Genomic DNA, 20,026 nt, shown 5'->3' with positions numbered 1-20,026 from the left:
CGAACGGTTCATAAGCTTTTAGAAGAATTAGAAGCTGATCGTATTCCGATGCTGACAGTCTATAACAAAAAAGACCAAATCAGGCCGGATTTTATCCCTTCCTCAAAGCAGCGCCACATTTTAATCAGTGCTAGGCGCGAGGAAGATGTGAAGCGGTTAAAAGCGGATATCATGGCTGAACTGAAAAAAGATTTTTTAAAGCCATATCATGTAAGAATTCCGGCATATGAAGGGAAACTCATATCTGCCTTGAAGTCAGAAACCTTGGTGGAATCACTGGAATTTCAAAAGGAAGCAGAGCTTTATGACATCACTGGATTTAGTGGTGAGGAGCAAACCATATTAGGACAAATCAAGAAGTATATGTTGTAGGAAAGGAATTAAATCACGATGTTTCACACTTTAAAACATGGCACCATTTTAGAAAAAATAGCAGCAGAAGCAGAACAAGACATTTCACAAATACATCAGCAAATTGATCGAAAGAGTGAACAAAATGAGTGGCGGGTTCTTGAAAGCTACCGGAAACATAAAGTCAGTGACTCTCATTTTAACCCGACAACTGGTTATGGCTACGATGATATGGGAAGAGACACGTTAGAAAAGATCTATGCGGATGTATTTGGAGGGGAAAGCGGTCTTGTACGCCCGCAGATCATTTCTGGAACACATGCCATTTCCATCGCCTTATTCGGTGTGCTAAGACCTGGTGATGAATTGATCTACATGACGGGGAAACCTTACGATACCCTAGAAGAGATTGTCGGGATTCGCGGCAAAGAAGGGACAGGCTCATTAAAAGATTTTCAGATCGATTACAAAGCCATTGATTTGCGTCAAGATGGATCTGTCGATTTCGACAAAGTCAAAGAATCTATTTCCCCAAAAACAAAAGTCATCGGGATTCAGCGTTCTAAAGGCTATGCGTCAAGACCATCCTTTACAATAGAAGAAATTGAACAAATGATTTCATTTGTGAAAGACATCAATGAGGACATCATTGTGTTTGTTGACAACTGTTATGGTGAATTTACTGAATTACAAGAGCCGTGTCATGTGGGTGCAGACCTTATGGCAGGTTCTCTCATTAAAAACCCAGGCGGCGGCCTTGCCAAAACTGGCGGCTACATCGTCGGAAAAGAAAAATGGGTAGAAGCTTGCTCTTATCGAATGACATCTCCAGGCATCGGCAGTGAAGCGGGTGCATCGCTGTATGCGCTTCAGGAAATGTATCAAGGATTTTTCTTAGCACCGCATGTTGTTGCACAAAGTTTAAAAGGTGCCGTGTTTACAGCGCGTTTTCTTGAAAAACTCGGGTTCCAAACAAACCCGTCGTGGAATGCGAAAAGAACCGACTTGATTCAATCTGTAGAATTTGGAGACCCTAAAAAAATGATTGCATTTTGTCAGGCGATTCAATATGCATCACCGATTAACAGTCATGTCACACCGCATGCAAGCTATATGCCGGGATACGAGGACGATGTGATTATGGCAGCGGGCACATTTGTCCAAGGAGCCAGCATTGAATTATCAGCTGATGGTCCGATTAGACCGCCTTACACAGCCTATGTTCAGGGCGGTCTCACGTATGCCCATGTGAAAAATGCCATTTGCAGTGCTGTAGATGCCTTACTAGAGCAAGGTTTTATTGAAGTGCCTGCTCGATAAAAAAATCCATGTTAATATTCCTAACATTTCGTTGACACATAATATAACATGACATATAATAAATTTAAGCAAAGAGGAGGAGACAGTTGAGATGAGTGATAACATTCGCCGCTCAATGCCTTTATTCCCAATTGGGATTGTCATGCAGCTAACAGAATTATCTGCAAGACAAATTCGCTATTATGAGGAAAATGGTTTAGTATTTCCAGCGAGAAGTGATGGGAATCGCCGATTATTTTCTTTCCATGATGTTGATAAATTACTAGAAATCAAAAACCTCATCGAACAAGGTGTAAACATGGCAGGAATCAAAAAACTTTTTGCCAAAGCTGAGGCAGAAAATCCATCGTCTGAAACAAAGACAGAGGAGAAAACCACAGCGAAGCACAACTTGACAGATGATGAACTCAGGAAGCTACTGAAGAAGGAACTCATTCAGGCTGGACGTTTCCAACAAGGAACGACCTTTAGGCAGGGGGATATGTCAAGGTTCTTCCGTTAACCAATTAGCAAAAGCATTGCTATACACATTTTACCTTTTGTAGGGGAGGAGTTTTACGAAATGGCAAAGTACACAAGAGAAGATATCGTAAAATTAGTAAATGAGGAAAACGTAAAGTACATCCGTCTGCAATTTACAGACATTCTCGGAACAATTAAAAATGTTGAGATTCCTGTGAGCCAGTTAGAAAAAGCTCTCGATAACAAATGTATGTTTGATGGTTCATCTATTGAAGGGTTTGTACGTATCGAAGAATCAGATATGTACCTATATCCAGATCTAAACACGTTTGTTATTTTCCCTTGGACAGCAGAAAAAGGTAAAGTTGCACGCTTTATTTGTGACATTTATAAGCCAGACGGAACACCATTTGATGGAGACCCTCGTAACAACTTAAAGCGTATCTTAAAGGAAATGGAAGAACTAGGATTTAGTGATTTCAACCTTGGACCTGAGCCAGAATTCTTCTTATTTAAATTAGACGAAAAAGGCGAGCCAACGCTCGAACTAAACGATAAAGGTGGATACTTTGACCTTGCACCAACAGATTTAGGTGAAAACTGCCGCCGTGACATCGTGCTTGAGCTTGAAGAAATGGGCTTTGAAATTGAAGCGTCTCACCACGAAGTAGCACCTGGACAGCATGAAATTGACTTCAAATATGCAGGCGCTATCCGTTCTTGTGATGACATTCAAACGTTCAAACTCGTTGTTAAAACAATTGCGAGAAAGCACGGACTTCATGCGACATTCATGCCAAAACCATTGTTCGGTGTAAACGGATCTGGTATGCACTGTAACCTATCATTATTTAAAAATGGTAAAAACGCATTCTTTGATGAGAAAGCAGACTTACAATTAAGCGAGACGGCTAGACACTTTATCGCAGGTATTGTGAAGCACGCAACAAGTTTCACAGCGGTCACAAACCCAACGGTGAACTCTTACAAACGTCTTGTACCTGGTTATGAAGCACCTTGCTACGTAGCATGGAGTGCACAAAATCGCAGCCCATTGATCCGTATCCCAGCATCACGCGGCATCAGCACACGTGTAGAAGTACGCAGTGTAGACCCATCTGCAAACCCCTACCTTGCACTAAGCGTATTACTTGCAGCAGGTCTAGACGGAATCAAAAACAAACTAGACGCACCAGCGCCAATCGACAGAAACATCTATGTCATGGACAAAGAAGAGCGCCTTGAAAACGGGATCGCTGACTTACCTGCAACACTTGCAGAAGCACTTGAGCTGCTCAAGTCAAACGAAGTCATGATCAACGCACTAGGCGATCACTTATTCGAGCACTTCATCGAATCAAAAGAAATCGAATGGGATATGTTCCGCACCCAAGTACACCCATGGGAACGCGATCAGTATATGTCTCAGTATTAATAAAGAAATCCTCTTGGAGCCATTGGCTTCAGGGGGATTTTAGTTTTTATGAGTGTTTCTTATATTTTAAAATGAAGCAGGCACCACCCACCATTCACCCACAAAAAAGTGATAAAAAACCACTCCATTATCTTGGAGATATACTCTTCATAATTATTCATTGAATCTGTGTCTATTTTTTCTAGTATGAGGTCCAAGCCAACGAAGCTGTACCTATGCAGAAAGATGAGAAGCAGCTACTAATGATTAGATTGCCCTCAAAGTGTGCAAGACGATTCTGACGAGAATGATTAAAAAGAAGAGGAAGACGGGGCTGCCTAAGATGGCACGCAAACGATCAAAACGGTGGTTCCTACTTTATCGCTTAGAGGATGGACATCGTGTTCATCTATATGAACTGCTTAGTCGGATCAGGAAAAGGTGGAGGATTATCAGATGAAAAACAAATTCTTAGAAGGAGACTGGATTAAAGCATCTAAGAAAGGAAAAAGAGAACAACTTAATAAAGCAGGTTATGTACTTAAAGTAGCCGAGGATGATATTTTAGTAAGGTTCCTTAGTGGTAATACTTTGGTTGTTCCAAAGTCTTGGGCTGAAAATTTGGATGAGGCACTTATTGTTGTAATATCATCGGTTGGGAATTATGGGTTACAAGAAAAGAGTGATATACTCTACCCTGCTAAATTTGAAGGTGTTATTGCTGTAGGAGCATTAAATTTGAACGGTGATATATGGAAAGGGACAACTGTAGGTAATGGATTAAATGTGTTACTTCCGGGGCATTATATAAAAAGTTATTCAAAAGATGGTTCTTTTTTATATAGTAGTGGTACTTCAATGGCGGCTGCCTACATGGCAGGTCTTGCTGCTCTCTTTTTTGAAGAATATTCTTCTTATAATAAATCCACAATCTCTAAAAAATCATGGGAAAAAATCAAAAATTCAGATAAAATAAATGGGTATTCAGTTATGGATACAGTTAAATTTTTTGAGAAAGTAGGGTTTATATGAAGAATAAGCTTATTTTTAGTAGTACTGTCTTTTATTCTATGTTTTCCGCGGTGACTCCAGCATATTCTTAGAGCGTAACTTCACTGAATAGTGAACTTGTGGTTAGTGATCAATTGATTGAACAAGTATATGAGGATACCAGTATAGATGTTTCAAAGTAGATGTTTCAAACTTTAATAAAGAATTTGACTTTCTTTTGAATGATCCAGTATTTATTGAATTAGAAGAAACTTTAGCGTTACAGAGTCAGAATGCTGAATTGAAAGAAGACAGTGTAACTGGTCAGTGGATACCGGTGGTGGCTGCTGCTTTAAGATTATTAATTTCTCAAGTTGGAAAAAAGGGAATGCAAAAAGGATGGAAAGTAGCTAGACCATATGTGCAGAAAGCATTAAAGGCGACTCAAAATCGTATTATTGATGGCCCTGGATCAGTAGGGCGCATTATACAGGTACGTAGCAAAAAAACCACTATTCAGACTAGATTATGCACCTATAAAACATGGAATACCTGCTGTTCTGCATTATCATGTTCCACCAAATCTAGAAGATCATCATGTTATTTTCTAAAGGGGAGATCAACGTTGCTTAACTTAGACGATACAATGCATTTGCATGTAGGCTATTATGAAAATGATTTAGATTATGAAGGAGTGTTTTTAAAAAGTTTAGATTCAGGGAAATGGTTATTGTTTTTTTATCAAGAAAGCTATGGTATAAAACTTGAACAAAAATATGAAAAATATGATGATTTTGTTTTGTTGGTTGGAGAGTATAATATTGATGATGAAGATATTGAGGATAAAGGTGATGCATTGTTCGAACAATTTCTAAAAGAAAATGGTTTAATAAAAGCATAGCGTTTTTACGTTACAATAAATAAAATGATATAGAAGAAGATATCTTTATCTGTTTAAAGACTGTTATGTAGACTTTAAAACTTTTCTAGAAGTATATTGATTCTGAAGGCGATGCATTTTGGGAATAATAGAACCAAAGTGTCCATTTTTATGGGCACTTTTTTTATTTGCATTGCCGAGAAAAAGCGAACATGAATATTTTGTCCAGAAAGAAGAACCTGTGGACGCTGATCATTGGGCACTTTAAGTGCCACAATGGGTGCCCACTTTTATGTTGTGTTTTTTGTATCTTTATTCCTATTTAATGACAAGTTTTGTGTTAGTAAAATTGACCTTGTCAATGAATAGGAGGGAGTGACTTCTTCTGGGGAAGATACTTGATGCAAAAGCACTAACAAGTGCCATGGATACAAGGGCGAAATCCTATCAGGAACTCCGTGAACAAATGGTTGATTTAAAAAAGGCACTACAAGGCGTAGCAAATCTCCGTGACGATTTCACTGTGAAAGGTGCGGATAACATTAAAAGTTTCTACAAAGAGCTCGCCGGAAATGTAGATATGTTTATCAGCTTCATCGATAAGCAGAAAGCCTTTCATGATGGTGTATCTGGTACGCTTGATGATACGAGCTTTGGCGGGGACACCTTTGTAGAAGAACACTTTTTAGACAATGTAGTACATAGGTCATGAAAAACGCTAAAAGCATTGTGAAGGATCAAAAAAATGCTCTTAAAACGATTTTTGAAGATATCGATGACCTCATTTCACTGGAGGTATTCGATAGCAAAACCTTTGATGAAAAAATAGAAGATGCTGAAGATGTTCGAAAAAAGACAGTAAAAGACTTAATAAAGCTAGATCAAAATTTAAAAGATGAATATGCTTTGTCAGAAACGGAGCAGCAAGCTACAATGGCATTGTATGCAGAAATGATCAATGCCACGAATGACGGTAAATCTATTTCACCTCTGAATTTTGACAAAAAAGCATTTCAAGATAGTGAAATCTACAAGGCAAAAAGCGATATTGAGAAGCAAACTGCTGAATATCTCAAAATTAAAAAAGAACAAGAAGAAGCCCACGAGATCGCAAAGGAACAAAAAGCGCTAGCCAACCGTCCTTGGTATGAAAAAGCCCTTGATTATGGGGGAAACATTGTCAATGAGCTAACCGGTGTGAATGATGCAAAACGTGCAGCTACGGGCGTCGATCCAATCACAGGCGAAGAGCTTACCGCAGGCCAACGAGTCGCTGCAGGTGGCATGGCGGCAACTGGCTACATCCCAATTGTCGGCTGGGTAGGGCGCATTTTTAAAGGTGGAAAAGCGGTCTATAAAACCACCCAAGCCACATCAACCGCAGTCAGAGCGGTCGATATCTACAAGACGTCACAAAAATCTTTTGATGCCCTAAAGACATCCCAAAAAGGTTTATACGGCCTCATTGCGACCAACGGCTTCAGCGAAGCGATTACTGGTAGAGATATGTTTGGGAAAAAGATCTCGAAAGAACAGCAGGAGGCGAGTATGAATGCGGCGCTTGGAATGCTTTTGCCGTTTGGGGCGAAAGGGTTTATGGAAAGATGGATCAAATCAGGTATGTAATAAACCAATAGAATGGCATGCAAATCATTTGTTGGCTACTACTGCGAATTCACCAGTAAAATTAGTTCTTCAAGATTTTCTTTCAAAAATGAATTCAAATTAGAATCTCACTAACAATCAAACACCCTCCCTTATCAATGGCGTAATCTGGATACGGAACAAAGGTGCTGAGGAATGTGGCCATATGCATATTTTAGGGAAGGATATGGTCGTTCGTGTTGCTGTCAAAAATGACAATGACTATATAGCAGAACCAAGCCTTATTCCGCAGCGTAAGGAAGGTGGGAAGAAGGTAACACTTAAGCATTTCCTCCAATTATTGAAAGGGTCGAAGCACTTTTAAAAGCATGTCCGTTATCTTTGAGTACCCTGAAGATTAAAAAGTACGCAACTTCTGAATGGGAAGTTGCTCTATGTTATTTACTCCTAAAATAACTCAAGATGGCATTTATAATTAAAGTGATCACAGATGCAATCAGTAAAGATATACTGATTGCACCCAATCCTAAACCTTCCCACTTTCCTACGAAAAAACTTATTAATAATACTCATGAGAATAAGAATCGATGGTATTCCATACTGTAAAGGTGCATTCTTTCTTTTAAAGATCAAAGAAACACCCAATATAACAATCGTAAGGATAACTGTTAGCAGCTAAAATGATGACATTTATTGACCTTCCTTCTTTTGAAAATATATGAAATTATTTTATTTCCTCATCCATTACTTTCTTATACTTTTCAAATTCAGAATCTTTCATTTCACCGTTCATTTGTAATAAAAAGTTTCCTTTTGAATAGGTGTGAGAGAAGAACATAGATCCAGCATTGCCTAACTCATCATAATAGGATTTCGCCTGCTGTAAATCAGTTTCATTTCCAAATTTAAAAATCCTTCCACCAGCATTTTCACCTAAGGAAGGAACGAGAATCCTTTTTCCTTCTTCTCTTATATTTCCAAACTCTTTTTGTTTAAGATCAGATGGTTTTTCTGCTTCAAGGCCAGCACTTTTAAAAGCTTCAATAATATTGGCTGTCGTGAGCTGTTTTTCATTTGATGCTGCGCTACTGCAAGCTGTTAGCATCATTAAACAAATAAAAATGAATATAGATAATTTCTTCATATTGGATCCTCCTGATTTTTAGGTGCAAAGGAAATTTTACATGAAGTACCTTCTTTTTACTATCGTTTCGACAAAAATAGACAGCGTGAATGACTAATTAACTAATATTCTTCTTTTATTTTGCCTAAATTGTTAAATATACTCAGCAAGATGGTATACTTATGTGCATATTTTACTAGGAGGCATTCACCTTGAAATCATTTTGGGAAATAGACGAGGAAGGTTACTATACGTTAAAAAAGATCGACGAAGCAGAAATAGCTAAAGCTGAAAAGAAACTTGGAGTCACTTTGCCAGATACATATAAAAAGCTCATTATGGAACAGAATGGTGGTTATGCCGTTCATAATGCTTTTCCAACCACTCACTCTAATTCATGGGCTGAGGATCATATTCAATTTAATCACCTGCTGGGAATTGCTGAAGGTGAAGGAATTATGGATAGTGCCTATTTGATAAAAGAGTGGGAGCTGCCAGAAGGGCTTGTTTTGATCAACGGGGATGGACATACTTGGGTAGCAATGGATTATCGAAAAACGAAAGAGAATCCTGCAATTCATTATTTTGATGTTGAGATGGAAGAAGACTTTAAGTTAGCAGATTCCTTTGATGAATTCATTGAGGGGCTTTATACAGTTGAGTACAGTGTTGACGAGGAAGTAGCAGATGGTGAATACGAAGAAGAAGAAGAAGAGGAATATATAACTAAAGCAGAACTTGAAGCGATCTTAGAGAAAGAAGCACCTGATCCAGCCGATATTCATCAAATTACTAAATATCCGTTACAAGATTTAGAAGAAGTAGAGTGGTTCTTTAAAAGAATAAAAAGCTATATTGAATCTGTTAAAGATGAAGACGTTCTTTATGAAGTAGCTGCAAGCATTGACACAATCCTTATATTAAGAGTAGATACAATGCCAAGTAACGATATTATAAAAAAGACATTATTTGAAATTGTAGACATTTTTGAAAAAACTGAAATTCCTCAGATAACTGTAACAGCTGGAAATTTCGCTGTTAATATTGATTTTTTAGATTAAGGCAAAATTAGAGCATGTAGAGTGTACTGTATAGGGTGAATTTTCAAAGAGTGAATGAGAACGGATGTTTAATTATCTGTTTTGAATTCATTATAATATAATTTAGATTGACCCCTTCGTGAACCTGGCTGAAACTCAGTCAGGTCTTTTTATATCAATTTCAAAACAATATTTTGTGAATTTCTTTTTAAAAAATGAAGGTGGTCAATCTAAAAGAAATAAGTATCAAGTCCTTTCTGGCTACTCTCTCTTTTAACCAACATACCATTCAATTATTATCATATTTGCGGGATACCGAAAATTTCTATTATGAGCAGATTCACTTTACATATGTTGTAAAATGCGTGTTAGAATTATACTAGGGATTTGTTTAGAAGGGGGTAAAGGAATGTCAGGATTAATTGCCTCTCAGGAGGTAGGAAACATGTTAAACACTTGGAATCTTGCGATACAAAAAGGGGATTTATCGGCAGCTATAGAAATGCAAGATGACATAGACAGGGCAATTGATTTAATGGAAGAAAATCAAGATATTCTTTTGTACTATCAACTGTTGAGCTTTAGGCTTAAGCTGAAACTTCAGAATATTAGCAGAAATTTAGATAAGCCATTCTTTCAGCGGAATGCTCCAGACGAAAAAGAAGAAAAAACAAATAAACTCATGTCATATTACTTCTACTTTTATAATGGGATCTATCATGACTACTTACAAGATTATGATAAGGCATTAAGTTACTTCAGAATAGCTGAAAAAAAGTTGGCTTATGTTGATGATGAAATAGAAAAAGCTGAATTTCATTATAAAATCGCAGTTCTATTTTATGATTTGAAAATGACCTTTTTATCAAAATATCATGCACAAATTGCGTGTGACACATTTAATGCGCATGAAACATATATCAAAAGACAGATTAACTGTAGGATGCTACATGCGTTAAACTTAATTGATCAATTTGAATATGATAAAGCAAGAGCTCTTTTTAGTGAAGCTGAGAATATGATCGAAAGTATTAATGACAATCATTTAATCATTCATCTATATTACAATATGGGTTTTCTAGAAAGCAAAAAAGAAAATTTAGAAGAAGCATCAGCACTATTTAGGCGCACGTTGAGTTATAAAGAGATCGAAAATCAAGATTTATTGAAGATGAGATGTTTATATGAACTTTCTAGAATAGAAATCTCCAGTAAAAGTAATGACGCGATTGAATGGATAGATCTAGGCATTTCTTTATCAGAACAAGTCAACCATAACGTTTTTCAAATAAAATTTAAATTGTTAAAAGAACTATTGTATGAAAAAAATCACTCTCAATTGAACAATATAAACAATCTGTGTTTAGAGCTTGAAGAGAAAAGAGTATGGGTTGATTTAGAGGAAATTCTGGTTGATGTGGCGAAATATTTAGAGGGGAGAGGCTTGCTGAAACAATCATTAAATTACTATAAAAGAGCCTTACTCGCAAGCCAGTATGTAGGAAAAGGAGTGAATTAATTGAAGAAGTCGGTTTTTATTACATTTTCACTAGTTGTGGTAGCTCTAGGTACACTTTTCTTTACAAACGGTTTGACTCAACCTCTACATGAAGATGTCCAAACAGTTGCATCAAGAGGTAGCTCTGGAGGTTAATTGGTTAAAAAACGATAAAGTGGATTAAAGCGTCAGACTTCTTATGGTATTCTGGTAAAAGAATATGCCATAAAGGAGTCTTTTTTATATTAATTGCTCCATTTGCTTTGATGGCAGCGTATAGAGATACTAAAAAACAAATGAATTAATTAAGCTTTTTGAAGAGGAGACTTTCAGTGTCTGTTGGAGGGACTCCGGGTATTACCCAATTTCACTGTATATATTTATGCGAGAGCTGTATAAAGCATGGGATTCTGAAAAACCGAAAAAAATTTATGAAGAATTTCAGGATGTTTTTATGAAGAAAGAGAAGAAAACAATTTGAGGTAAAAACAAATATAGTATATACTTTCAATTTTGTTACTTAAATCCTAAATATGGAACTGACTGTAGAATGTTAAGACTGATTGTTTTATAATTTCACGGTAACATGGATTGTAATTAAAAGTATAAAACGTAAGTGAAAGTATATCGGGGGATTTGGATGATAAAAAAAGAAGTTTTTCAAATAGTTTTGTTTACAGTCCTTTTGGCAATTTTTCTTTATCAAGGTGTACAAAGAGATTTTCCTTTTGAATATCTGATTACCTTAGTTGTGTGCTATGTTGCTGTAATAGTTTATAGAATTATAAAAGTAATGAAATATAAAAAGGAGCAAAGTACAGTTAAGTAGTATGAGCTATTTTTGTTTGCGGTGTCCGCAATCACTTTTGGGATCAGACGTTTGAGGTCATGGCTCTTTGGCATGTTGACATTAAGAATTATATAATGAACTAAATTTAATTTCGGAGGTGCTTTTATATGTCTATTCAAGTGGATGATGATGATGTTTTAGAGATGTGTAATATATATGCTCAAGAAACTCATCACAGAGAAGCATTGATTTTAGGAAACAGGAAGGGTCTATTGGAATTAAAAAATGCGATAGATCAGGCTTTAAAAACCGGTAGTGCTGTTGCAAATTTATACCCATCTGATTTTGAAGGGTATGAAACTTGTATTGCTCTAGTGGATGATGAAAAGCAGTTTGAGAAATTAATTACTCCTTATGTAGAGGAATATACACAAGATGATGATGCGATTGATCCAATTGATATTATTAAAGAGTACGATTCCAAAAAAGAAAAACCCTTATAATAGAGTTTTTCTTTTATTATTTAGTGGAGTATAGTTTCACCTTTTTTAGCTTTGTGTTTACTTGGTATTGATGCTCTAAGAGCATGGGGTATATGGATTGGTAGTCTTGTATAATATAGTTCAAATAGAGTTTAATATTTAATAATTGTTCTTCCTAAATGTTGGCCATTTTTAATGGCTTCAATTGTTTCAGGTAACGTATCGAGAGTAATCTCATTGACTAGAGTCGTTTGGGCGATATTCCATTCGTTTGCTATCTCGTTCCAAATGACTTTGCGTTTATTGATTGGTACATTTACAGAATCGATCCCTAGAAGGTTGATCCCTCTTAAAATAAAAGGTAACACAGTTGTTGTTAATTTAATTCCACCTGCATTCCCGCACATGCTCATGCTTCCACCATAAGAAATTTGAGGTATTATGACAGAAGCCACATCTCCTCCTACGGTATCTAAGACGAAGTCAAATTTTTGCTTGTTTAATGGTTTTTTGAGCTCTCCTAAATCGTTTGCAAAAATGACATCAGTTGCTCCTAAAGATTTTGCAATGTCGACTTGATGATCTTTACGCACTAAAGCATGAATATTTTTGTACCCAATTTTAGATAATAATTGTATCGCGATGCTACCAACTCCACCAGTTGAACCTGTAACGAGTATATGAGGTTGATTTTTTGTATTCATTCCATTTTCCTGTAAAGCCATGATCGAAAGAGCGGCTGTAAAGCCTGCTGTTCCAAAAGTCATTGCTTCTTTTAAAGTCAAGTTATTTGGCAAAGGAACAATCCAATCCGCAGGTACTCTAGCATATTCTGAAAAACCTCCAGTGTGGCTCATGCCCATAGCGAAACCTGTGACAATCACTTGTTGACCTTCTACGAAACGATGATCTGTTGTATGAACGATCGTTCCACTTAAATCAATTCCGGGAATCATCGGATAGTTACGAATAACACCTCCATTTTTTTGAACAGCCAGCATATCTTTATAATTGATTGAAGAATATGCAACTTTAATTAATACTTCTCCTTCAGATAAATCATTCACACTTACATTTTGAAGATCATAACTAACTTGATCATTTTTTTCTGTCACTAGAATCGCTTTAAATGAATCCACTATTTATCTTCCTCTCTAAAAATATGTTATGACAAAACATTTCTGGTGCAAAAGTATTTCAATTAAAAAACTACCATGATATTATAGGTGAAGTCAATGTGGGGGAGATAAAATGGAATTATCAGAGTGCATAAATTTTTTACTAAGTGTTAGTCAAAATAAAGTGTTTAAGTACTTTAGTAAGCTTTTAGAGGAATGTGATTTGACACCCGCTCAATATGGTGTGTTGAACTGTTTGTGGAGAGAGGGCCAGCTATCTCCTAAACAAATTGGAGAACTTGTGTATTTAGAAGCCTCAACAGTTTCTGGAATTTTAGATAAAATGCAAAAAGCTGACTTAATTGAACGCACAATTGATCCAAAAAATCGAAGAAATATTTTAGTAGAGGCGACTCAAAAATCTTTAGCCATTAGAGAAAAAGTTGAAGCAGCAACAATTGAGCTGAACAATACAGCGCTCCAAAACTTGTCAAATGATGATAAGGTTGTGCTAAAAAAAGCATTGTATACAATTATCAATAACTTTCAATGATGGATTTTTTTAAAACAAGTTACTTATGTATCAAGAGGTAGCTCTGATAGATAATTGGTTAAAAAACGATAAAGTGGATTAAAGTGTCAGGCTCCTTATGGTATTCTAGTAAAAGAATATGCCATAAAAGGAGTCTTTTTTATATGAAAATATTAGATGCTCCATCTTTACTATCAGCTGTAGAACAGAGATCAAAGGCCTATCATGAGCTTCAAGAAGAAATGAAACTTGTGAAAAAAGCATTAAAAAGTGTGTCGGTCTTAGGTGATGAATTTACTGGAAAAGGTGCAGACAATATCAAATCTTTTTATGAGGATCTTGCGCTGTACACAGACACTTATCTTGATTTTATCGATATGCAGAAAGCTTTTTTAGATGGGGTGAAAGGAAAGCTTGATGATGAATCATTAGGCGGGAGTACTTTTATTGATGAGCACTTTTTAGACAATCAATTGAAACAAGGGATTCAGAACAATAAAGATATGGTCAAAGAACAAAAAGAGGCACTTTCCACTATTTTTGACGATATCAGTGATTTAATTGAATTACATACTTTTTCAAGTAAAGAGGTCAATGAACATTTAGACGATGCGAACAAAAAAAGAAAAGAGACCATTGAAGTTTTACATCAAATAGACAATGATTTGAAAACGGAATACGCAAAGTCAGAAGCGGTTGAGAATCATCTCAACACTTTTTATGCAAAGATGATGGCTGCTACTGGAAAAGGAAAGAATGCGCAGCCAATGTATTATGATGCAAAAGCATTTCATGAGACAGACGTGTACAAGAACCATGATCAAATTGATGCTCAAGTAAAAGCCTATTTAAAGGTGAAAAAAGAAGAAAAAGAAAAACGAAGAATCAAAGAATTGAAAGAAAAGCTCAATGATCCTTCGTGTCTATCAGAATCGAAGTACTTTGAGATTGTAGATGAGATCGGTTATGAGAATCTCACATATGATCAAAAAATGTATTACAGCCAGCTTCTCCAAATCAAAGCACAGGAAGAAGCATCGGAGGTGTTCATTGATAGTGTAAAAGGTGCTACAGTGGGTCTATATGATGTGGCAAAAGATACAGTAGTTGGTATCTACGATCTTGTGACAGATCCTGGAGGTGCCGTTGAATCGGTCGTAACGGCTGTTTCTCATCCAATTGAAACGTCGAAAGCGATTGGAAAGTCGATTTCAGACTCATTCCAAAAAGAGGTCATAGATGGTGATGCGTATTCTCGGTCACACTGGTTCGCCTATGCGACTGGTTCTCTTGCAGAAATTGTCTTTGGTTCTAAAGGGGCAGGAGCCATCACAAAAACAGGGACAACAGCGGCCAAAACAACAGTGAAGAAAGGCCTTGAACAAGGAGCAAAATCATTAGATAGAGTCTCTATCCCGAATCTATTGCCATATTCACCAAAGTTTCAAATGGCTGGTGGACCGAAGCTCCCGTACAATGTATTTGACGGAGAAAATCTCAAAAATAAACTTCTCTCCATGGCAAAGCGTCTAGACAACAACTCAGGATACGGTATCTCTCAGACAGGCAGAAGATTACCAGCACCCAAATCACCACCGACCGTTGTCAGTTACGGAGATCACTATGTGCGGTGGAAACGCAAAAAGGTATTAAAACCGAATGTCGTTTATTCAACAAAGCAAGGTTACACCTACACAACAGATCACTATGGTCGCATTGTCAAAGTCGAAGCAAGTGATTTAAAATATGGAGAGGTCAAAAGAAACCAATATGCTCAATCCAATTCAGGAAAGCCGGATCGATTGCTGGATGATGATGGAGGGCATTTAATTGCATCTATTTTTAAAGGGTCTGGGGATATTGATAACCTACTTCCGATGAATTCACAGATTAATCGAAGCGGCGGGAAATGGTACACCATGGAACAACGGTGGTTGAAAGCTTTGAATTCAAACCCACCTAAACAAGTAGCAGTGAACATTGAACCTATCTATAAGGGAGATTCATTACGACCTGTTAGTTTCTCTGTGGAGTATAAAATTGGAGAACGTTATTCTCAAGTATTTATTAAGAATCAACCTGGAGGTTAAAACCCAATGGAAGAATTAGAAAAAAATTATAAACAAATAGCAGAATCAATTAATGAATTAATACCATGTGATTGGGATAAAGTTTGGATGTATGCAGAAATACTTGATGATTCGGCTGAGATAGTGTTTTATTTTAAAGAACAAAATGGAAATGAATATGTTAATGGACATCAAATTCCTCATAAATATAGTGTAAATAAGTCAACATACATCCACTTATTATACGAACTTAGTGAAATTTTTGAAGCATTGAAAAAGGCATATATACAAAATGATTTAGGTGCTTGGACAACAGCTACCCTCCAATTAGATCATAAAGGGGAATTCTCTATTGAGTATGGATACGATGATGTTTATTCATTAGGCATAGACAATGTACAAAGAATAGCCGTTTGGGAATACGAAACGTTCGGATTTCTACCTGAAGATGAGGAAGATAAAGAAGCTGTGCTAAATTATTTGAAAAATAACAAATAGCAAATAGCAAATGACCCTCCAAATAAATGAAGGAGGGTTTTTGTAATATTAGTTTTCATCAGAATTTCTCATTTTAAACCGATAAACCGTAACTTCACACTCACCAAGAACCTCTTCCATCATCTCTCGAACAATCGTCCAATCGCCGCCTGCCAAGCCGCAGCCGATCCCATAAGGAATGGCGATAGAATGAAGGGGGTTCTTTTCATTTGGATTTGTCACTGTCTGTTTTAGATGTTCAAAGCAGCTGCGTAATGCGTCGTCATCTGTTTGTTTTGTTTTTCTTCCGTATCCAACTTGGGCGAATAAGTTGGCAATGGTTTTTCCGTCGCTCGTTGTGATGAGCTGAACGGAGCTTAATAAATCATCTCCTTGTTCTGCACATAACCGTTTATAGTCTTTATACACATTTGGGTATTTGCTTTTGATTTGCTTTGCTAATCCTGCTCCCATGACACCCTTACAATTCACTTGGTGACAGATGATGTCTTCTTCTGCGTCTAAGATATTGCCTTCTACCGTTTTGATCATTTCAAGTCATCCCTTTTCAACAAAATGCAAACTTATGTTCTATTATAGCAGTTTTGATGACATTATGTTTAAAAAAATGGATACGTTCATACGATCAAATTGGCAAAAATAGTCCATGACATCTAAAATAGTGAAAGATAAAGAAAAAGTAGTAAGGAGAGTCTTATGGATAAAATAGAAACAAATCGGTTAATTCTTAGACCATTTCGTGATGAAGATGCACCCGGAATGCTTGCATACTTGTCTCAACCAAGAGTGAATTGTTTTCTGGATGATCAAATCTCTACATTAGAAGAAGCGGTAGCTAAGGTGCAAAAAAGAAAAGCAGATCACTCTTATATGGCGGTTTGTTTAAAAGAAAGTCAGTTGATTATCGGTGAACTGTTTTATCTAAAAGATGAGCCGGATACGTATTCGATTGGCTGGAATTTTCATGCGTCATATGAAGGGAATGGATATGCCCGTGAAAGTGCAGAAGCTCTCTTGTCGTATCTATTTGTCAATCAAGGAGCAAGGCGCTTATATGCATATGTAGAGGATGACAATGATCGATCTCAAACATTATGTGAGCGTTTAGGCATGAGGAAGGAAGGCCTCTTTCTAGAGTTTGTTTCATTTACTACAAATGAGGATGGCACCCTCAAATATGAAAACACCTATCAATATGCTTTGCTGAAAAAAGAATGGGAGCAGTATCATTCTAAATAGTGCTTTGTTTCTTGGTATCCGAATGACAACGAAGTAACAAAAATGTGAGATGATCCCTTTATTTTGTTCGCTCGATCGATGTCACGGTCTTCTTTTTTCATTTATCCTTTTCCTAAACGAAGCAAAAGGAATGAAATGAGATGCAGGAGTTTAATGAACGGGTATTTCGGTCGATTAATCAACTTAGTATGAATCACGATGTCTTAAATCCAGTTCTTATTGGATTGGCTGAATATTCAGTGATGTTCATTGCGATCATATTTTTGATCATGTGGTTTCAAAATCGGAGCAGAAGAAACAGATGGATGATGATATCTGCTGGGTTGACCTTTATCTTGGCAGAGATGTTAGGGAAAGTCGCTGGGCTCTTTTATTCCAATCAGCAGCCCTTTGCAGAATTGAATCATGTTAATCTTTTAATCGAAAAGGAAGTGAACAACTCTTTTCCGAGTGATCACACCATTTTTATTTTTTCCATTTGTATAGTCTTATGGCTTTTTCACAAGCGTCGTATTTATTGGCTTTTCATTGCCTGCGCTGTAGGATTTTCAAGGATTTGGGTAGGTGTTCATTATCCATTTGATGTGCTGGCAGGTGCTGTGATCGCTTGTTTAACGGCGGTAACGGTTGTTTATTTGCCGCTATTCCAAAAGGGCGTTAGCCTGCTTCTGTCGTGCTTTGAATGGGTGGAGCAGAAATGGGCAGGAGAGAGAACCAAATAAAATGTAAGTCCACGAAAAAACACCCCAATCTGTTATGAAATCAGATCGGGGTGTTTATTATTTTCGCCAAAATGTGGAACAATCTGCTTTGTCTTCAATGTTAAATTCAATGATTTTTTTAAGTAGAGGATAGTCAATCGGTAAGCTTTCCTTCATCCGAAACATCTTTTTTCCATGGTCATAACCAGCTTGTACAATATCTGCTGAAAAGTGATCAATCCCTTTTCCTTCTGGTGCGACAGAAATGTGGTGTTTTGCGACGCTAAATCCGATAATAAATGTGCCATGATCTGTGAACATGGGCTGATTCCAAGCAATTCTGGGCTCTAATTGAGGGAATGTGTCTGAAATCCATTGTAAGATGTCTTGCATGCGCTGTTTCAGCTCTGGATGACCGATGTTGCTTACATATTCTTCAAAAACCTGCATTGTTTTCATCCTCCATATTCATCAAGCCTCAGACGGGATTCGAACCCGCACTCCTTTCGTAAGCATAGGCTAGGGGGCAACACGCTTCCCTACGGAATTTCACCGACAGGAGTTTCACCTGTCTCAGCTCATTTGCTTTTCGGTGCTTCTGAAACCCTTGCCTTGCGACCCGCCAGCTACAATTGTTTTACGGCGCTCTTCCCTTCTAGAGCTACTGAGGCACGGAAGTTCTTGTTCATATTATATAGAGAAACTTGAAAAATGAAAAGCTATGCTCATCATCTAATCCAATCGCGCACAAAATAGTCAAAGGCACATATGATAAAAGACCATATAGTTATGTATACAGCATGGAATTGGGCTGATTGTAAGTGACAAACCTGTTGATGAGTAAACTAAAAGAGATAAACAATCAAACAAAATTAGAAGGCTTTACTCACAAACGTTCGATGAGTTCTCCCTTTTTGCTCACCATGGAAGATGGGGAACCTTTTTACTCATGGGTGTTTTTTGAAAGAAGTGTGTTTAAGACTTGCTATTTTTCTTTGAGCTCTATCAATGAAAAGCAAAATTGTGTGCTGTTGGAACTTCTTGTACCGTGCTGCAATAGATCAACATGCTGTCAAAAAGTTTTGTATCGATCTAGTTCGAAAATTCTTGTCGATCTTTCTTTTTTATGTGGAATGATTGAAGTAGAGCTTCCTGTATATGATGCGCTTATTTTAAAAAACATAGAATCTCACCACATCTTTCTTTGTTTTTCCACATCGTCCAGTTCGGTGGAAGTATGGCGGAATGGAACAAAATTTCTCAATACGGCAACTGTTGTGTTGCATCATCAAGATCATCAGGATGTACCAGTCGCAATTAGGATTCAAACTGGTACATTTTGTTATGATCTTCTTGTCCAAAAAGGAGAAAGTCGTGCGATTACTGTGAAAGATGTGAAATTTATCTTGAAATCTCCATCAACTGAAAGTGTGCAAGCACGATTAGACATGCAAATCAACATGGTGCAAAGAAGAAAAATAAAGCTTTGAAGCTGTGATAATCGCACAATCATCCAATATCAATGGATCATAGTCTATCAAGATTAGGTTGAAGGAGGGTTAAAATGGCTATTTTAGGCGGATGTAGTAATGAACAAGCGGGCTTTGTAAATGATGCAGTATGCTTCACACTTGATTTAGCAGCAGCAGCTGATGCAGTTGTCGTCTGGACAGATGGAACACCTTATGTCATAAACGGAACCATCATGGTGGAAAACAATGGGATTGTGGCTGTGGCACCTACCGTGGCTTTAGAGGTAAACGGTACAGCTGTTCCTGATTTCACGGTACCGCCAGGAGAGAGTCGATCCATTACGCTCAGTGATCTGAACTCAATTGGGATTTTAGCTACTGGTGGAACCTCGACTGGAAGTATTGTCGTTTCGTTTTCTCTCAATTATCAGTATTAGTGTGT

21 protein-coding genes and 2 pseudogenes are annotated in these 20,026 nt (G+C 37.1%); 18 read left to right on the top strand and 5 right to left on the bottom strand.

What is annotated here, in order from left to right:
• From ACRRMM_RS05635 to ACRRMM_RS05600, 8 genes and pseudogenes are all read left to right on the top strand, one after another.
• Window positions 1-372, top strand: a pseudogene (locus tag ACRRMM_RS05635) (GTPase HflX); the annotation flags it as partial.
• Between the two features lie 18 nt (window positions 373-390).
• Window positions 391-1,671 (top strand): aminotransferase class I/II-fold pyridoxal phosphate-dependent enzyme, encoded by a 1,281-nt coding sequence (locus tag ACRRMM_RS05630; RefSeq protein ID WP_046343581.1) that lies wholly within the window; start codon window positions 391-393, stop codon window positions 1,669-1,671.
• 91 nt (window positions 1,672-1,762) lie between these two features.
• Complete coding sequence (locus tag ACRRMM_RS05625) at window positions 1,763-2,173, top strand: MerR family transcriptional regulator (protein ID WP_007499423.1); 411 nt, start codon at window positions 1,763-1,765, stop codon at window positions 2,171-2,173.
• Between the two features lie 60 nt (window positions 2,174-2,233).
• Window positions 2,234-3,568 (top strand): type I glutamate--ammonia ligase, encoded by a 1,335-nt coding sequence (glnA, locus tag ACRRMM_RS05620; protein ID WP_007499421.1) that lies wholly within the window; start codon window positions 2,234-2,236, stop codon window positions 3,566-3,568.
• Between the two features lie 435 nt (window positions 3,569-4,003).
• Complete coding sequence (locus tag ACRRMM_RS05615) at window positions 4,004-4,579, top strand: S8 family serine peptidase (protein WP_217815780.1); 576 nt, start codon at window positions 4,004-4,006, stop codon at window positions 4,577-4,579.
• 196 nt (window positions 4,580-4,775) lie between these two features.
• Complete coding sequence (locus ACRRMM_RS05610; RefSeq protein WP_428828943.1) at window positions 4,776-5,438, top strand: DUF3986 family protein; 663 nt, start codon at window positions 4,776-4,778, stop codon at window positions 5,436-5,438.
• A gap of 403 nt (window positions 5,439-5,841) precedes the next feature.
• Window positions 5,842-7,013 (top strand): annotated as a pseudogene (locus tag ACRRMM_RS05605) (ribonuclease YeeF family protein); the annotation flags it as partial.
• A 214-nt stretch (window positions 7,014-7,227) separates the two neighbouring features.
• A complete protein-coding gene (locus ACRRMM_RS05600) occupies window positions 7,228-7,386 on the top strand; it encodes a hypothetical protein (protein WP_234717150.1) in 159 nt (52 codons plus the stop codon).
• A gap of 73 nt (window positions 7,387-7,459) precedes the next feature.
• Here the strand turns inward: ACRRMM_RS05600 and ACRRMM_RS05595 are convergent, their stop codons facing one another.
• Window positions 7,460-7,546, bottom strand: a complete 87-nt coding sequence (locus tag ACRRMM_RS05595) for a hypothetical protein (RefSeq protein WP_234717188.1) — start codon at window positions 7,544-7,546, stop codon at window positions 7,460-7,462.
• Window positions 7,547-7,746: 200 nt separating this feature from the next.
• Window positions 7,747-8,166, bottom strand: coding sequence for a hypothetical protein (locus tag ACRRMM_RS05590; protein ID WP_017367294.1), 420 nt, complete (start codon window positions 8,164-8,166; stop codon window positions 7,747-7,749).
• A 191-nt stretch (window positions 8,167-8,357) separates the two neighbouring features.
• Here ACRRMM_RS05590 and ACRRMM_RS05585 point away from each other — a divergent pair, with 191 nt between their 5' ends.
• The 3 genes from ACRRMM_RS05585 (at window position 8,358) to ACRRMM_RS05575 (ending at window position 11,976) form a co-directional block, all read left to right on the top strand.
• Window positions 8,358-9,206, top strand: a complete 849-nt coding sequence (locus ACRRMM_RS05585) for an SMI1/KNR4 family protein (protein WP_050827285.1) — start codon at window positions 8,358-8,360, stop codon at window positions 9,204-9,206.
• A gap of 388 nt (window positions 9,207-9,594) precedes the next feature.
• Window positions 9,595-10,704 carry a RapH N-terminal domain-containing protein gene (locus tag ACRRMM_RS05580; protein WP_050827286.1) on the top strand — a complete coding sequence of 370 codons (1,110 nt, stop codon included), beginning with the start codon at window positions 9,595-9,597 and terminating at the stop codon, window positions 10,702-10,704.
• A 936-nt stretch (window positions 10,705-11,640) separates the two neighbouring features.
• On the top strand, window positions 11,641-11,976 hold the full coding sequence (locus ACRRMM_RS05575) for a hypothetical protein (protein ID WP_050827287.1): 336 nt from the start codon (window positions 11,641-11,643) through the stop codon (window positions 11,974-11,976).
• A gap of 131 nt (window positions 11,977-12,107) precedes the next feature.
• Here ACRRMM_RS05575 and ACRRMM_RS05570 read toward each other — a convergent pair whose 3' ends face one another.
• Window positions 12,108-13,094: a YhdH/YhfP family quinone oxidoreductase gene (locus ACRRMM_RS05570; RefSeq protein ID WP_428828944.1), complete on the bottom strand. Its 987-nt coding sequence runs from the start codon at window positions 13,092-13,094 to the stop codon at window positions 12,108-12,110.
• Between the two features lie 112 nt (window positions 13,095-13,206).
• Here ACRRMM_RS05570 and ACRRMM_RS05565 point away from each other — a divergent pair, with 112 nt between their 5' ends.
• The 3 genes from ACRRMM_RS05565 (at window position 13,207) to ACRRMM_RS05555 (ending at window position 16,172) form a co-directional block, all read left to right on the top strand.
• Window positions 13,207-13,626 (top strand): MarR family winged helix-turn-helix transcriptional regulator, encoded by a 420-nt coding sequence (locus ACRRMM_RS05565; RefSeq protein WP_048003264.1) that lies wholly within the window; start codon window positions 13,207-13,209, stop codon window positions 13,624-13,626.
• 143 nt (window positions 13,627-13,769) lie between these two features.
• Entirely contained in the window at window positions 13,770-15,695 is a 1,926-nt protein-coding gene (locus ACRRMM_RS05560; protein WP_217815787.1) for a T7SS effector LXG polymorphic toxin, read from the top strand.
• 6 nt (window positions 15,696-15,701) lie between these two features.
• A complete protein-coding gene (locus ACRRMM_RS05555; protein ID WP_074042019.1) occupies window positions 15,702-16,172 on the top strand; it encodes an immunity protein YezG family protein in 471 nt (156 codons plus the stop codon).
• Window positions 16,173-16,220: 48 nt separating this feature from the next.
• On the opposite strand, the gene ACRRMM_RS05550 is transcribed toward ACRRMM_RS05555, so the two are convergent.
• Window positions 16,221-16,703, bottom strand: coding sequence for a macro domain-containing protein (locus tag ACRRMM_RS05550; protein WP_428828945.1), 483 nt, complete (start codon window positions 16,701-16,703; stop codon window positions 16,221-16,223).
• Window positions 16,704-16,868: 165 nt separating this feature from the next.
• On the opposite strand from ACRRMM_RS05550, the gene ACRRMM_RS05545 reads away from it, so the two are divergent.
• Both ACRRMM_RS05545 and ACRRMM_RS05540 read left to right on the top strand, forming a co-directional pair.
• Window positions 16,869-17,411: a GNAT family N-acetyltransferase gene (locus ACRRMM_RS05545; protein WP_428828946.1), complete on the top strand. Its 543-nt coding sequence runs from the start codon at window positions 16,869-16,871 to the stop codon at window positions 17,409-17,411.
• 140 nt (window positions 17,412-17,551) lie between these two features.
• Window positions 17,552-18,133: an undecaprenyl-diphosphatase gene (locus ACRRMM_RS05540; protein ID WP_008343955.1), complete on the top strand. Its 582-nt coding sequence runs from the start codon at window positions 17,552-17,554 to the stop codon at window positions 18,131-18,133.
• Window positions 18,134-18,190: 57 nt separating this feature from the next.
• On the opposite strand, the gene ACRRMM_RS05535 is transcribed toward ACRRMM_RS05540, so the two are convergent.
• Window positions 18,191-18,562, bottom strand: coding sequence for an iron chaperone (locus tag ACRRMM_RS05535; protein ID WP_008343954.1), 372 nt, complete (start codon window positions 18,560-18,562; stop codon window positions 18,191-18,193).
• A 386-nt stretch (window positions 18,563-18,948) separates the two neighbouring features.
• Here ACRRMM_RS05535 and ACRRMM_RS05530 point away from each other — a divergent pair, with 386 nt between their 5' ends.
• Both ACRRMM_RS05530 and ACRRMM_RS05525 read left to right on the top strand, forming a co-directional pair.
• A complete protein-coding gene (locus tag ACRRMM_RS05530; protein ID WP_017367305.1) occupies window positions 18,949-19,602 on the top strand; it encodes a CotZ-related putative spore coat protein in 654 nt (217 codons plus the stop codon).
• 74 nt (window positions 19,603-19,676) lie between these two features.
• Window positions 19,677-20,021 carry a DUF3992 domain-containing protein gene (locus ACRRMM_RS05525; protein WP_008343952.1) on the top strand — a complete coding sequence of 115 codons (345 nt, stop codon included), beginning with the start codon at window positions 19,677-19,679 and terminating at the stop codon, window positions 20,019-20,021.
• Window positions 20,022-20,026 lie beyond the last annotated feature (5 nt).

Origin of the sequence: Bacillus sp. XT-4, from assembly GCF_050864245.1 — a bacterium.
In the GTDB taxonomy this organism is placed as follows: domain Bacteria; phylum Bacillota; class Bacilli; order Bacillales; family Bacillaceae; genus Bacillus; species Bacillus altitudinis.
Note: the sequence above shows the minus strand (reverse complement) of the source record. Positions and strands in the feature narration are given on the sequence as shown.

Bases quoted from the DNA above. Each gene is read 5' to 3' on its own strand.
- ACRRMM_RS05630 (WP_046343581.1), top strand. From the start codon at position 391: ATGTTTCACACTTTAAAACATGGCACCATTTTAGAAAAAATAGCAGCA.
- ACRRMM_RS05625 (WP_007499423.1), top strand. From the start codon at position 1,763: ATGAGTGATAACATTCGCCGCTCAATGCCTTTATTCCCAATTGGGATT.
- glnA (WP_007499421.1), top strand. From the start codon at position 2,234: ATGGCAAAGTACACAAGAGAAGATATCGTAAAATTAGTAAATGAGGAA.
- ACRRMM_RS05615 (WP_217815780.1), top strand. From the start codon at position 4,004: ATGAAAAACAAATTCTTAGAAGGAGACTGGATTAAAGCATCTAAGAAA.
- ACRRMM_RS05600 (WP_234717150.1), top strand. From the start codon at position 7,228: ATGCATATTTTAGGGAAGGATATGGTCGTTCGTGTTGCTGTCAAAAAT.
- ACRRMM_RS05590 (WP_017367294.1), bottom strand. From the start codon at position 8,166: ATGAAGAAATTATCTATATTCATTTTTATTTGTTTAATGATGCTAACA.
- ACRRMM_RS05580 (WP_050827286.1), top strand. From the start codon at position 9,595: ATGTCAGGATTAATTGCCTCTCAGGAGGTAGGAAACATGTTAAACACT.
- ACRRMM_RS05575 (WP_050827287.1), top strand. From the start codon at position 11,641: ATGTCTATTCAAGTGGATGATGATGATGTTTTAGAGATGTGTAATATA.
- ACRRMM_RS05565 (WP_048003264.1), top strand. From the start codon at position 13,207: ATGGAATTATCAGAGTGCATAAATTTTTTACTAAGTGTTAGTCAAAAT.
- ACRRMM_RS05560 (WP_217815787.1), top strand. From the start codon at position 13,770: ATGAAAATATTAGATGCTCCATCTTTACTATCAGCTGTAGAACAGAGA.
- ACRRMM_RS05555 (WP_074042019.1), top strand. From the start codon at position 15,702: ATGGAAGAATTAGAAAAAAATTATAAACAAATAGCAGAATCAATTAAT.
- ACRRMM_RS05550 (WP_428828945.1), bottom strand. From the start codon at position 16,703: ATGATCAAAACGGTAGAAGGCAATATCTTAGACGCAGAAGAAGACATC.
- ACRRMM_RS05545 (WP_428828946.1), top strand. From the start codon at position 16,869: ATGGATAAAATAGAAACAAATCGGTTAATTCTTAGACCATTTCGTGAT.
- ACRRMM_RS05540 (WP_008343955.1), top strand. From the start codon at position 17,552: ATGCAGGAGTTTAATGAACGGGTATTTCGGTCGATTAATCAACTTAGT.
- ACRRMM_RS05535 (WP_008343954.1), bottom strand. From the start codon at position 18,562: ATGCAGGTTTTTGAAGAATATGTAAGCAACATCGGTCATCCAGAGCTG.
- ACRRMM_RS05530 (WP_017367305.1), top strand. From the start codon at position 18,949: ATGAGTAAACTAAAAGAGATAAACAATCAAACAAAATTAGAAGGCTTT.
- ACRRMM_RS05525 (WP_008343952.1), top strand. From the start codon at position 19,677: ATGGCTATTTTAGGCGGATGTAGTAATGAACAAGCGGGCTTTGTAAAT.